Source organism: Streptomyces sp. bgisy159 (assembly GCF_965341775.1).
In the GTDB taxonomy this organism is placed as follows: Bacteria; Actinomycetota; Actinomycetes; order Streptomycetales; family Streptomycetaceae; genus Streptomyces.
Genome location: NZ_CBDQZH010000009.1, coordinates 31999 through 45460, shown reverse-complemented (window position 1 = coordinate 45460; position 13462 = coordinate 31999). Strand labels below are relative to the sequence as shown.

Sequence of the window (13462 nt, the reverse complement as noted above, 5' to 3'; positions counted from 1 at the left end):
CAGGCAATGCTTCAAACAGAACCGAACACATCAAACCACATTCTCCCCCAAGGGCAACCATCACAATCGCACAAAGCACACCACCAGTAGGTGAGGTCTGGATGCACACCCCCTCAGCGACGGTTCCTCTCGCGGCCGAGCTGCGTCTCCCCACCAACGCACTCGACTACACGATCCTCGGCATCTACTTCGTCGTCGTCCTGGGCATCGGCTTCGCCGCCCGCAGATCGGTGAAGACCAGCCTCGACTTCTTCCTCTCCGGCCGTTCCCTGCCCGCCTGGATCACCGGTCTCGCCTTCATCTCGGCCAACCTGGCCGCCACCGAGATCCTCGGCATGGCCGCCAACAGCGCCCAGTACGGCGCGTACACCGTGCACTGGTACTGGATCGGTGCCATCCCGGCCATGGTCTTCCTCGGCCTGGTGATGATGCCCTTCTACTACGGCAGCAAGGTCCGCTCGGTGCCGGAGTTCCTGCTGCTGCGCTTCGACCGGGGCGCCCACCTGCTCAGCTCCCTGCTCTTCGCGTTCGCCGCGATCCTCATCGCCGGGGTGAACCTGTACGCCCTGGCCATCGTCGTGGAGGCGCTGCTCGGCTGGCCGCAGTGGGTGGCCATCGTGGTCGCCGGCTTCTTCGTCCTCGCGTACATCACGCTCGGCGGCCTGTCCTCGGCCATCTACAACGAGGTCCTGCAGTTCTTCGTGATCCTCGCGGCCCTCATCCCCATCGTCGCGCTCAGCCTGAAGCGGGTCGGCGGCTGGGGCGGCCTGACCGACCGGCTGACCGCGGAGCACGGCGACAACTTCGTCAGCGCCTGGGGCGGCACCGGCATCGGCAGCACCAACCCGCTCGGCGCCAACTGGCTGACGATCGTGCTCGGACTCGGCTTCGTGCTCTCCTTCGGCTACTGGACGACCAACTTCGCCGAGGTGCAGCGCGCCCTGTCGGCGAAGAACCTCTCGGCGGCCCAGCGCACCCCGCTCATCGCCGCCTACCCGAAGATCTTCATCGTCTTCCTGGTGATGATCCCCGGGCTGGTGGCCGCCGCCCTGATCCCCGGCTTCGGTACCGCCGACTCCGGCTACCAGTACAACGACGCGATCCCGTACCTCATGTCCCGGCTGTTGCCCAACGGTGTGCTCGGCATCGCCGTGACCGGCCTGCTGGCCGCCTTCATGGCGGGTATGGCGGCCAACGTGTCCTCCTTCAACACGGTGTTCACCAACGACATCTGGTCGCGCTACGTGGTCGTCGGCCGGGAGGACGGCTACTACGTGCGGTTCGGCCGGCTGATCACCGCGCTCGGCGTCCTCGCGTCCATCGGCACGGCCTTCCTGGCCTCGTCGTTCTCTAACATCATGAGCTACCTGCAGACGCTGTTCAGTTTCTTCAACGTGCCGATGTTCGTCGTCTTCATCATCGGCATGTTCTGGAGGCGGGCGTCCATGAAGTCGGGCTTCTGGGGGCTGCTGGCCGGCACCACGGCCGCGATGGTCAACTACTTCGTCCTCTACAAGCAGGACGTCATCTCCATCCCCACCGACCAGGGCGCCAACTTCGTGTCGGCCATCGCGGGCTTCGTCGCCGGCGCCGTGGTGATGGTGGCGGTGTCGCTGTTCACCGCCCCGAAGCCGGCCAAGGAACTCCAGGGGCTGGTCTACGGCACGCGCTCCCCCGGCATGGCCGAGCCGCCCGCCGAGGGCGACGACGCCTGGTACCGCCGGCCCGCGCTGCTCGGCTGGGGCGCGGTGATCCTGGCGGCCGCCTGCTACATCCCGTTCTCGTTCTGACGCCGACTGCGGCCTGGCCGCACCGGCCGCACCGGCCAGACGGCCAGACCAGCCACAACGGCCACAACGGCCACAACGGCCACAACGATGAAACGGACACACAGGCAGGAAAGCGAGCAGACGAGAAAACCGCGAAAACGGCGGTAAGAGCGGGAACAGCGGGAAGACAAGGCAGAGAAGAGGGACCACAGACATGACCGAACCCCGACACCCCCGCGGCCACTACTCCGACGACGACGTCCAACGCGAGGTCACCGACCTGGAGGGCAAGTCGGCGACCGCCGCCAGCATCTTCGACCTGCGGCGGATCATCGGCGGCCTGTTCGTCCTCTACGGCCTGATCGTGACCATCACCGGCCTCACGGACGACGACGCGGCCATCGACAAGGCCCAGGGCGTCAACATCAACCTCTGGACCGGCCTGGGCATGCTGGCTCTGGGCCTCTTCTTCCTGATCTGGCTCAAACTCCGCCCGACGGCTCCGCCCGCCCCGCCGCTGCCGGGCGAAGGTGAGGGAGAAGGAGAAGGTGAGGGCGAAGGAGGCCGGGGGGCGCCATTGGAGTAGGGGGCTCGCCCGGCCGGCGTGCGCCCGTCGTCGGCGCGGGGGGCGTGCGTCCGTCGCCGGGGGCGCGGGGGGCGTGCGTCCACGGTCGGCGGCGCGAGGGCGTGCGTCCGCCATCGGGGGCGCGGCGGGGGGCGTGCGTCCGATGTCCGCGCGGGTGCGGCGTGCGTGCGTCGCCGTCGGCCGCGAGGGCGGGTGCGGCGTGCCTTCGACCTCAGGGGGCGCGTTCCCCGGGCGTACGCCGGGTGCGCGGGGGATGCGCCCCGAGCTCACGGTTCCCGTTGCTGCGGTACGCGCGGGTAGGGCCCCGCGCGATCCAGGAGGCCCGTCCTGGCGGCCAGGGCAGCCGCCTCCAGGCGGGAACCGACGCCGAGCTTCATCAGGACACGCTGGACATGGGTGCGCGCGGTGGACGGGGCGATGCCCATCCCGGCGGCGATCAGCCGCGTGTCCTCACCGTCGGCCACCCGTACCAGTACCTCGACCTCGCGCGGGGTGAGCATCTGCAACAGCCGCTGCCCCTCGTCGTCGGGCTGGGCAGCGGGGTTGAGCAGTTCCGCGAAGGCACCCTGCAGAAGCTGCGGCGCCACGGCCGCCTCGCCCGCCCGCGCCTTCATGATCGCCCGCTCGACGCCCTCTATGCGCTCGTCGTGCCGCACGTACCCGGAGGCCCCCGCGGCGAACGCCGCCGCGATGCCGCGCGGGCTCGGCACCGGCCCCAGCACCAGCACCGCCACCTGCGGCCGCTCCCGCTTGATCCGCAGCACCGGATCAAAGACCCCCGGCTCGGCCGGTGTCGCCGTCCCCAGCAGACACACCTCCGGTGCCCGGGTGATCACCAGGTCCGCCGCGCCTGCGGCGGGCGCGGCGGCGGCGAGCACCCGGTGCCCCCGCAGCTTCAGCGCCGAGGCCAGTGCCTCCGCGAGCAACCGGTGGTCGTCGACCACCATGAGCCGCACTCCCATCGAGCAACCCCCCAGTCCCCCCATGGATGCCCACTACGGACACGGACACACAAGGGCGCGGGCTGCCCCCCAGGCACCCCGCCCTTTCATGACCCCGGAAGCTACACGCTTGTTCGACGTCGCGCTTCCCCTACTGGTGAGAACTGCCCCGGATCGACGGACTTTTTGGCATTCTTCGCATTCGCGGCCGAAACAACCACTTGAATCGGCCGCTTGAGGCATCTGTCTGAACGGTTGCCGATCACCGCAGATGCTCGGCAACCGCTCTGACAGTCACGTTCGCGATCGGCCGCAGTCGAGGATCAGCCGCTGCGGCCGAAGGCGAGTGCCAGGTACTTCTTGTCGCCCTCGCGCAGCGGCGCGTCCGCGTACACCTCGGCCAGGTACAGGCGACCGTCGGCGTACAGCACCTCGTCGTACTCGGGGGAGAAGTCCGACTCCATGTCCCGCACCGCCTCGGTGTCCGGGTTCTGCATCAGCGTGGTCGTCTTGAACGAGCCGCCGTCGATGCTGACCACCCGGCCGCCCTTGTCGTACGGCGGCTCCAGGTACGCGATCACGTTGCCGCCGTCCATCCGCAGCGGCGTGATGGTCCAGCCGTCGCCCGAGTCGGCCCGCTGGCCGGTCTGCTTGCCGGTGGCCAGGTCGAAGGCGATGACCTCGTTGCTGCGGCCGTGGTCGCCAGAGGAGTCGTGCTCCTCGGTCGGCAGGTACAGCCGGTCGCCGCCCACGGCGATACCGGTGCAGTCCTCGACCCGGCTGATGCTGTCGCAGTCGGCCGCGAACTGGTCGCCCGGTGCCGAGATCCGGGTGCGCAGCTGACCGGTCCTGTTGTCGATGGAGAAGAAGTCCGAGATGCCGCTGCCGTCACCGGCGCTGTCACCGACGTCGGCGGCCACGACCAGCGGGTCGGTCGAGACCACACTCGCGTACTCGATGTCCTGGGTCATCTTGTACTCGGACTGCACCTGCCCGGAGGCCGGGTCGATGGTCTGGATGTGCAGCTGGCGCGCGTCGTAGCTGCCGCACTTGCGCACCGCGACCAGCTTGGCGCCGCCGCCGTAGCCGGCGTCGTAGCAGGTGTCGGACGTCTTCGGCTGCCACAGCACCTTGCCGGAGGCGATGTCGAAGGCGGCGCCGCCGTCGGTGCTGCCGACCGCGACAGTGTTGGCGCTGACCGTCACATTGTCGAAGTTGATCGGGTAGTCGCCGGAGTTGACCGTCTTGTTCCACAGCTTCTTGCCCGCGGCGAGGTCGAGCGCCGCGACCTGGCTGCAGCCGGCCGAACGGTTCTTCGCGGGCATCGACGGCTCGTAGACGATCGCCGTCCTGAAGTCCTTGGTGATGTGCGGGGTGGCCTCGCACACCGGGCCGGGCAGCTTGATCGTCCACAGCTTGGCGCCGGTGTCGCGGTCGTAGGCGACGACCTCGGCGACCCCGCTCTTGACGTACGCCTTGTCGGTCAGCCAGGAGCCGTCCACGGCGATGGTGTCGTCCTTGCCGACGGCCGGCATCGGCAGCTGGAAGAGGACCTTGGACGCCGGGTCGGACGGCACCTTCTCGGAGCCCGAGGTGCCCGCGCTGCCCGACGTGCCGCCGTCGCCCTTGCCGTTGTCGCCGCCCGTGCCACCGGAGCTCTGGTTCTTCTTTCCGTCGTCGCCGGTGGACGAGGAGTACCAGATGCCGCCGCCGATGATCAACGCGATGGCGACGACCGCCGCCACGATGATGTACAGCGGCGCCCTGGAACTGCCGCCGCCCCCTGGGGCGGACCCGGCCGGCGGCTGAGCCTGGAAGGGGACGGTCGGCTGACCCGGCTGACCCGGCTGACCCGGATAGCCGTAGCCCGGCTGGGGGGACGGCGTGGGGTGGGCGCCGGGCGAAACCGGGTAGCCGTAGCCGGGCTGGGCGGCCGGGTAGCCGTAGCCGTGGCCGGGCTGGGCGGCGTACGGGCCGCTCGGGGCGGGCGGCTGCTGCGGGAACGGGGAGTACGGATCCGGCTGCTGCGGGGGCCGGCCCTGCTGGCCTTGCTGGGGCTGGCTCTGTGCGGGGTGGGGTGGCTGGGGTGCTTGGGATGGCTGGGGTGCCTGGGGGTAGCCGTAGCCCGGGTCGGGGGCCTTGGTGAGGTCAGGAGCGCCCGGGGCGGCGGGGGCCGACGGGGGCATCGGGGGCGCCGGAGGAGTCTGCGGCGGGTTCTGCGGGGGCTGGTCCTCGGGCGTGCCGGGGCCGGAGCCCTGCGGAGGCTGGTGGGGCGGCGGGGACGTGGTCATCGTGTGGGTACCTCGGAAGGGTGCTGAGCCAGGAGCTCGTACGAACGGTGCGTCGACGGACGGCGGCGGTACGGGGCGAGCGGACGCGGTACGGGGCGACCCGGCTCGGCCGCCCCGGTTCGCCCCGGCTCACTTGCCGTAGGCGAGCATCAGCTTCTCCTTCTCGTCGTCGTCGCCGTCCAGCGAGCCGGTGGAGATGTAGAACCGTCCGTCGGCCCAGTCGAGGTCCCGGCGGAAGAAGTCCCGCTCGATCTCGCTCGTGCTCTCGGGGAGTTGCAGCAGCTTGGCGGGCGTGTGGCCACTCCCGGCGATCGGAACCGACACCACCTGGCCTGGCGCTTCGTAGGTCGCCTCCACGTACGACACGAGGTTGCCGCCCTCGACCTTCAGCGGCAGCATCGTCGCGTCCCCCGGGGAGTCCACCCGCCACTTCTCCTTGCCGTTGGCGAGGTCGATCGCGACGACCTCGTTCGGGCCGGTGGTCGCCTTGGTCGGCAGGTACAGGGTGCCGGCGTCGGCCACCGCGCCCGTGCAACCCGTCAGGTCGCGCTGCAGGAAGGACCCCCAGCCGCCGCAGTCGGGCGCGAACTGCTCGTTGACACCGACCTGCGAGCGGATCGTGCCGTTGGGGTTCAGGGTGGAGATGTTCCAGCTGTTCTTCTCGTCGTTGGTGCTGAGGACGACCAGCGGGTCGACGGAGAAGGTGTGCTGGACCTCCCACCCCTTGTCGATCTTCCAGGTCCACTTGACCTTGCCGCTGGCCGGGTCGAGCTCCTGCATCTCGTCGTGTTCGGTGGCCTTGGTCGCATCACAGGACGACACGACGATCAGCCGGCTGCCCCCCGCGAACCCGTCCGGGAAGCACGCCGAGCCGTACCTCTTCTTGTCGTACAACTTCTTCCCGGTGCGCACGTCGTACGCCGTCCCGGACTGGGAACGGCCCACCATCAGCGTGTTGCCGGTCACGGAGAGGGAGATGCTGCTGGTGCTGTCGAACAGCGCGCCGTCCGCCACCTCGGCGGTCCAGCCCTTGGCACCGGTGTTGAGATCGACCTGCTGGAGCTTGTTGCACTCGGCACGACTGCTGGTGCCGCTCATGTAGGCGATGACGATCTTGTCGTCGGCTGTCTTCTGCGGGGTGACCGCGCAGATCTCCTGCGGGAAGGTGAGGGTTTCCCAGGTCGGCTTGCCGTCAGCGACGTTGTAGCCGACGAGCTCCTTGTAGGCCGCCTTGACCGCGGTCTTGTCCGTGACCCACATGCCGGGGGCCTCGGCGCCGGAACCCGGCGCGTCGGGGGCCTCCTTGTACCAGAGCACCCGGGCCTCACCGGCCTTGCGGCCGTCGTTGAAGTTCTCCGGGTCGCCGCCGTCGCCGCTGCCGTCGCCGGGGTTGACCGGCAGGTCGGAAGCGGAGGGCTTGCCGTCGTCGCTCTTCTCGGCGACGGGCTTCTTGCCGTCGTCATCGCCGCCGCGCGTCACCGCGAACACCGTGCCGCCGACCAGGACCAGGCCCACCACGGCCGCCGCGACGACCAGCGCCGGCCGGCCCTTGAAGGGGTTGCGCGAGCCGCCGGGCGCGCTCCCCGGCGCACCGGGCATCCCAGGCGCCCCCGGTCCGCCGGGGTACTGGGCTGCCTGCGGGTATCCGTAGCCGGGCTGCTGCCCGTACGGCCCCGGCTGCTGGGGCGGGCCGTAGGGGCCGGCCTGCTGGGGGGCGGCATAGGGGCCGGGCGCGGGAGGTGTGGGCGGCGCGTTGTAGGGGCCGGGCGCCGGCGGGGTGCCGTACGGGCCGGCGGGCGCGGGGCCTCCGGGCGCCGGCGCGCCCGGCTGCTGCGGGTAGCCGTAGCCGGCGGCGGGGCCGGGGCCGGGCGGGGGCTGGGGTGCCTGAGGGGGCTGGGCCGGCGGCTCGGGCGGCCCGAAGCCCGGCGCTCGGGGCGGTTGGTCCTGTGGTGCTCCGAAACCGTCCTGGTGCGGCGGCTGGTCGGGCGGCTGAGTCATCAGCGTCTTCCCCCTCGTTCACTGATTTTTAGCCACGCCCTGAGGTTCGCAAAGGACCCAGAGTCGTTTTCAGACAGTTCTCAGACGGCTCTTTCTATCACCCGTGAGCGGGCGGGGACGGGACTGCGTCCGCCCCTGTACCCAAGGGAGAACCGGGCCGTGATGCCCTCGTTACGCGCCTCCACGCCCTCTTCACACGGCGCACGCGCCGCCCACCGCGCGCGGGCGTGGCCGGGGAAGTGCGGTGGTGCGCACGGCCCTTCACGCCGTTGCGCGAAGAGCTGTGCGCGCCGCTTGGCGCGCGTGTACCCGTGCCCGTTGCGCGGCACAGGCGCTCACGCCGTTGCGCACGCGACCGAACGCGCGGTGGCGTACGGGGCTGTTTGCGCGGTCGGGTGCGTAGGGTCGCCGGCGTGGTTGCGCGTACGGGCACCGCGCGGGTACGGCGGGGGCGTGCGCGGGTGCGTCAGCGGTGGTGCGCACGCGGGCGTGGGGTGAGGTCGTACACGCCCGCGCGGCCCGCGATCCTCAGGCGTCCTCGGCCAGTTCCAGCCAGCGCATCTCCAGCTCCTCGCGCTCCCCCGCCAACTCACGCAACTCGGCGTCGAGTCGCGCGACCTTCTCGAAGTCGGTGGCGTTCTCGGCGATCTGCGCGTGCAGCTTGGACTCCTTGTCGGAGACGCGGTCCAACTGGCGCTCGATCTTCTGGAGTTCCTTCTTGGCGGCGCGCTGGTCGGCGGCGCTCTTCTCGGGGCGCTCGGTCGCGGGCTTGACGGCGGCGGGAGCGGTCGCCGCCGCCGCTTCCTCCATGCGTTGCCGGCGCTCCAGGTACTCGTCGATCCCGCGCGGCAGCATCCGCAGCGTGCCGTCGCCGAGAAGGGCGTGGACCCGGTCGGTGGTGCGCTCGACGAAGAACCGGTCGTGCGAAATCACGATCATCGAGCCGGGCCAGCCGTCGAGGAGGTCCTCCAGCTGGGTGAGGGTCTCGATGTCGAGGTCGTTGGTGGGCTCGTCGAGGAAGAGCACGTTGGGCTCGTCCATCAGCAGTCGCAGCAGTTGCAGCCGCCGGCGCTCACCGCCGGAGAGGTCACCCACCGGCGTCCACTGCTTCTCCTTGGTGAAGCCGAAGGTCTCGCACAGCTGACCGGCGGTCATCTCGCGCCCCTTGCCGAGGTCGACGCGCTCCCGCACCCGCTGAACGGCTTCCAGGACCCGCCATGTGGGGTCGAGTTCGGCGACCTCCTGGGAGAGGTAGGCGAGCTTGACGGTCCTGCCGACGACGACGCGCCCGGCGGCGGGCTGCACCTCGCCCTCGGTGCGCGCCGCCTCCGCCATGGCGCGCAGCAGGGAGGTCTTGCCGGCGCCGTTCACGCCGACCAGGCCGATGCGGTCGCCGGGGCCGAGGTGCCAGGTCACGTGCTTGAGCAGCACCTTCGGTCCGGCCTGGACGGTGATGTCCTCCAGGTCGAAGACGGTCCGGCCGAGCCGGGAGGACGCGAACTTCATCAGCTCACTGCTGTCCCGGGGCGGCGGCACGTCCTTGATGAGCTCGTTGGCGGCCTCCACCCGGAAGCGCGGCTTGGACGTGCGCGCGGGAGCGCCGCGGCGCAGCCAGGCCAGTTCCTTGCGGACCAGGTTCTGCCGCTTGGCCTCCTCGGTCGCGGCGATCCGCTCACGCTCGGCGCGCGCGAAGACGTAGTCGGAGTAGCCGCCCTCGTATTCGTGGACGTGACCGCGCTGGACGTCCCACATGCGCGTGCAGACCTGGTCGAGGAACCACCGGTCGTGGGTGACGCACACCAGCGCCGAGCGCCGTGCCCGCAGGTGCTGGGCGAGCCAGGAGATGCCCTCGACGTCGAGGTGGTTGGTCGGCTCGTCGAGGATGATGAGGTCCTGGTCCTCGATGAGCAGCTTGGCGAGCGCGATCCGGCGCCGCTCACCGCCGGACAGCGGTCCGATGACGGTGTCCAGCCCCTTGGGGAACCCGGGCAGGTCGAGCCCGCCGAACAGCCCCGTCAGCACGTCGCGGATCTTGGCGTTGCCCGCCCACTCGTGGTCGGCCAGGTCGCGGATGACCTCGTGGCGCACGGTCACCGCCGGGTCGAGGGAGTCGTGCTGCGTGAGCACGCCCAGCCGCACTCCGCCGGAGTGCGTGACCCGCCCGGAGTCGGCCTCCTCCAGTTTCGCGAGCATCCGGATCAGTGTCGTCTTGCCGTCGCCGTTGCGGCCGACGACCCCGATCCGGTCCCCTTCGGACACGCCGAGCGACACGCCGTCCAGGAGCGCACGGGTGCCGTACACCTTGCTGACGTTCTCGACATTGACCAGGTTGACGGCCATTTCACTCCTGCGCAGGGGGATCGATCAGCCTTCAAGCGTAGGCCCTTGGGGTGGCGGGCGGTGCGCGAGGGTGCGGTCACTCTGCGTAAGGGTGTGGGCCGTGCGCCGACGGACTCCGGGCCCGGCGGTCAGCCGACCGTGGCCCCCTGGGCGGGTCCCGTCGCCGTGCGTACGCTGCGGCAGGTGCCGGACACGTGCAGTGCCGCGGCGACCTGGGTCGCCGAATCGGCGTCGCGGGTGAGGAAGGCGGTCGTGGGGCCCGATCCCGACACGAGCGCCGCGAGCGCCCCGGCCGCGCGGCCCGCGGCGAGGGTGTCGGCGAGTTCGGGGAAGAGGGAGAGCGCGGCGGGCTGGAGGTCGTTGGTGACGGTGGCCGCCAGGGCGTCCGGGTCGCCCTTGGCCAAGGCGTCGATGAGGGGCTGGGAGGCGACGGGCTCGGGGATGTCGGTGTCCTCGCCGAGCCGGTCGAACTCGCGGAAGACGGCCGGCGTCGACAGCCCGCGCTGGGCGAACGCGAAGACCCAGTGGAAGGTGCCGCCCACGTCCAGCGCGGTCAGTTTCTCGCCTCGGCCGGTGCCGAGCGCGGCCCCGCCGACGAGGCTGAACGGCACGTCGCTGCCGAGTTCGGCGCAGATGTCGAGGAGTTCGTCACGGGACGCGCGTGTGCCCCACAGCGCGTCGCAGGCGAGGAGCGCGCCCGCGCCGTCCGCGCTGCCGCCCGCCATGCCGCCGGCGACGGGGATGTCCTTGGCGATGTGGATGTGCACGTCGGGTGCGCGGCCGTACCGTTCGGCGAGTGCGAGGGCCGCTCGCGCGGCGAGGTTCGTCCGGTCCAGGGGGACCTTGTCGGCGTCCGGGCCGGCGCACGTGACGCGCAGGGTGTCGGCCGGGGTGACGGTGACCTCGTCGTAGAGGCCGACCGCGAGGAAGACGTTCGCCAGGTCGTGGAAGCCGTCCGCGCGGGCGGCGCCCACGGCGAGTTGGACATTGACCTTGGCTGGCACGCGCACGGTGACGGTCACTCGGTCTCCTTGTGTTCCGCGATCCTCGCGAACTCCTCCACGGTGAGGGCTTCCCCGCGTGCCTGCGGGGACACCCCGGCGGCGACCAGCGCCGCCTCGGCGGCGGCCGCGGAACCCGCCCATCCGGCGAGCGCGGCCCGCAGCGTCTTGCGCCGCTGGGCGAACGCCGCGTCGATGACGGCGAACACCTCCTGCTTGGACGCCGTGGTCTTGAGCGGCTCCCTGCGGCGGACCAGGGACACCAGTCCGCTGTCCACGTTCGGGGCGGGCCAGAAGACGTTGCGGCCGATGGCACCGGCACGCTTGACCTCGGCGTACCAGTTGGCCTTCACCGAGGGCACGCCGTAGACCTTGGAGCCGGGGGCGGCGGCGAGGCGGTCGGCGACCTCCGCCTGCACCATCACCAGGGTGCGCTCGATACCGGGGAAGGTGTCGAGCATGTGCAGCAGGACCGGTACGGCCACGTTGTAGGGCAGGTTGGCGACCAGGGCGGTCGGTGCGGGGCCGGGCAGCTCCGTGACGTGCATGGCGTCGGAGTGCACGAGCGCGAAGCGGTCGGCCCTGTGCGGCATCCGCGCGGCGACCGTGGCGGGCAGCGCGGCGGCCAGTACGTCGTCGATCTCGACGGCGGTGACCCGGTCGGCGACCTCCAGCAGGGCGAGCGTGAGGGAGCCGAGCCCCGGCCCGACCTCGACGACCACGTCGTCGGGCCGGACCTCCGCGGTCCGGACGATCCGGCGGACCGTGTTCGCGTCGATCACGAAGTTCTGACCGCGCTGCTTGGTGGGACGCACGCCGAGGGCCGCCGCCAGTTCGCGGACGTCGGCGGGGCCCAGGAGGGCGTCGTGGGTGGGGCTGGTGCTCACGGGACAAGACTACGGGGGCCGACCGACAGTTCCGGACGCCGCCGAGGCCGGCCGGACGCAGGCGGGTGTCAGCGCATGTGTTCCGGGCCGCTACGGGAGCCGCCGGGACCTTCCGGCGGCTCCCGCAGGGTGCCGGGCCAGAAGGGCCTCAGCCGTGCAGGCGCTGCCCGCAGTGCGGCCAGGGGCTCGCGCCGCGCCGGATGTAGAGCTTCTTCGCGCGGTACGTCTGCTCGGCCGCCGGGGCGTCCTGCGGTCGTCCGCTGCCGCCCAGGCTGTGCCAGGTGTGGGTGTCGAGCTGGTAGAGCCCGCCGTGCGCGCCCGACGCGTCGACCGCGTCGGGCCGTCCGCCCGACTCGCAGGCGGCCAGGCCCCGCCAGTCGAGGTGGTCGGCGTCATGTACGGATGGCGGGTGCGGCCTGGTGCCCACCTTCACCACCCGCGCGCGCGGTGCGCGCACCACCTCGGTCTTCACCCGCCGGGGCTTCTGCCGGACACCGTTGACGGTGCGCACCGCGTAGGTCTCCCTTCTGAGCCCCGGCTGTCCGGCCCGCTCGACGACCTCCGTTCCCTTGAACAGCGACGGGTCCTCGATGCGCCGTACCTCGAAGGGGATCGGCTCTTCCCGCACCTCCTTGCTGCCGGTGATCCGCAGTACGGTCACCGTCTGCCCGTCGCGGGGGAAGCTGCCGGGCGCGACCGACGTGGTGTCCTGGCCGCGCAGGATGATTCCGGCCTCCTCGACCGCCTCGCGGACCGTCGCCGCGTTGGTGCGCACCGTGCGGGCGCGGCCGTCCGCCATGATCGTCAGGGAACGCTCGGTCCGGACGTCCAGCGCGAGGCCCTCGCGTCCGATCCGCCGGGAGCGCGACGTCGACAGGTACGCGCCCGCCGTGCGCACACCGAGCTGTTCGAGCGCCGCCTCCACGGTGTGCGCCGTCGTCCACAGCTCGCGCCGGTGTCCGTCGAGGGTGAGGCGCACGGGGCGTCCGTAGTGGACGGCGACCTCGTCCCCGTTGCTGAGGTCGGCGCCGGGGGCGGGCGCCACCACGTCGTGCGCCCCCACCTTCACGTCTTCCTGCGCCAGCAGTTCGGTGACGTCGTCCGCGAAGGTGTGCAGTGTGCGCGGCTTGCCGTCGACGGTCAGCTCGATCGCCTTGTCCTCGGCGACGAAGGCGGTGGTGCCGCCGGCGAGGAAGGCGACCACCAGCGCCTGCGGAAGCAGGCGGCGCACGGTCGAGTCAGGGCGCTCCGCGTAGCGTGCCTTGCGCCGTCGCGCGGCCCGCCGCCCCGTACTGGCGGGCGCGCTGCCCTGCGGTGCGCCGCCGGTCACCGCCCGCCCCGCGGCCCCCGGTCCGCCCGGAGCCACAACCGTCTCCGCGCGCCGGACGTGCGCGGCGCCCGCCTGCACCCCTTCCCCCCATGCGCCCCCGGTGCCCCCGGCGTCCCTGGCGCCCCCGGCGTCCCCCGGATGCTCCGGGCCCCCGACGGGCGCCTCGTCCGCCACTTGGCGTGGCAGCGCCGAGCCGGCGGACTCGGGCGACCCGTGCGCCGGGTGCGTGCCGTAGGGGGCGTACGCCGCGAACGCCTCGTAAGCCGGCCGGTAGGTGTCCTCGTACGCCCCGCGCATCCCGTAGGTGCCGGGCGCACCG

The 13462-nt window shown here is 71.6% G+C and carries 9 protein-coding genes; 2 read left to right on the top strand and 7 right to left on the bottom strand.

Features of this window, described 5'->3' with window-relative positions:
- Nucleotides 1–101: 101 nt before the first annotated feature.
- Nucleotides 102–1790, top strand: a complete 1689-nt coding sequence (locus ACSLTV_RS11690) for a sodium:solute symporter family protein (RefSeq protein ID WP_432135524.1) — start codon at nt 102–104, stop codon at nt 1788–1790.
- A gap of 193 nt (nt 1791–1983) precedes the next feature.
- Nucleotides 1984–2355 carry a hypothetical protein gene (locus ACSLTV_RS11685; RefSeq protein ID WP_432156940.1) on the top strand — a complete coding sequence of 124 codons (372 nt, stop codon included), beginning with the start codon at nt 1984–1986 and terminating at the stop codon, nt 2353–2355.
- A 266-nt stretch (nt 2356–2621) separates the two neighbouring features.
- Here the strand turns inward: ACSLTV_RS11685 and ACSLTV_RS11680 are convergent, their stop codons facing one another.
- From ACSLTV_RS11680 to ACSLTV_RS11650, 7 genes are all read right to left on the bottom strand, one after another.
- Complete coding sequence (locus ACSLTV_RS11680; protein ID WP_432135526.1) at nt 2622–3317, bottom strand: helix-turn-helix transcriptional regulator; 696 nt, start codon at nt 3315–3317, stop codon at nt 2622–2624.
- 302 nt (nt 3318–3619) lie between these two features.
- Nucleotides 3620–5587 (bottom strand): PQQ-binding-like beta-propeller repeat protein, encoded by a 1968-nt coding sequence (locus tag ACSLTV_RS11675; RefSeq protein ID WP_432135527.1) that lies wholly within the window; start codon nt 5585–5587, stop codon nt 3620–3622.
- Between the two features lie 129 nt (nt 5588–5716).
- Nucleotides 5717–7585 carry a PQQ-binding-like beta-propeller repeat protein gene (locus ACSLTV_RS11670; RefSeq protein ID WP_432135528.1) on the bottom strand — a complete coding sequence of 623 codons (1869 nt, stop codon included), beginning with the start codon at nt 7583–7585 and terminating at the stop codon, nt 5717–5719.
- 528 nt (nt 7586–8113) lie between these two features.
- Nucleotides 8114–9925 (bottom strand): ABC-F family ATP-binding cassette domain-containing protein, encoded by a 1812-nt coding sequence (locus ACSLTV_RS11665; RefSeq protein ID WP_435612066.1) that lies wholly within the window; start codon nt 9923–9925, stop codon nt 8114–8116.
- A gap of 128 nt (nt 9926–10053) precedes the next feature.
- Nucleotides 10054–10947, bottom strand: coding sequence for a 4-(cytidine 5'-diphospho)-2-C-methyl-D-erythritol kinase (locus ACSLTV_RS11660; RefSeq protein ID WP_435612065.1), 894 nt, complete (start codon nt 10945–10947; stop codon nt 10054–10056).
- Entirely contained in the window at nt 10944–11813 is an 870-nt protein-coding gene (rsmA, locus tag ACSLTV_RS11655) for a 16S rRNA (adenine(1518)-N(6)/adenine(1519)-N(6))-dimethyltransferase RsmA (protein ID WP_435612064.1), read from the bottom strand. The genes ACSLTV_RS11660 and rsmA overlap by 4 nt, the downstream gene beginning before the upstream one ends.
- A gap of 148 nt (nt 11814–11961) precedes the next feature.
- The gene (locus tag ACSLTV_RS11650; RefSeq protein WP_432156973.1) at nt 11962–13440 is read right to left on the bottom strand and encodes a ubiquitin-like domain-containing protein; all 1479 of its coding nucleotides are present in this window, start codon (nt 13438–13440) and stop codon (nt 11962–11964) included.
- Nucleotides 13441–13462 lie beyond the last annotated feature (22 nt).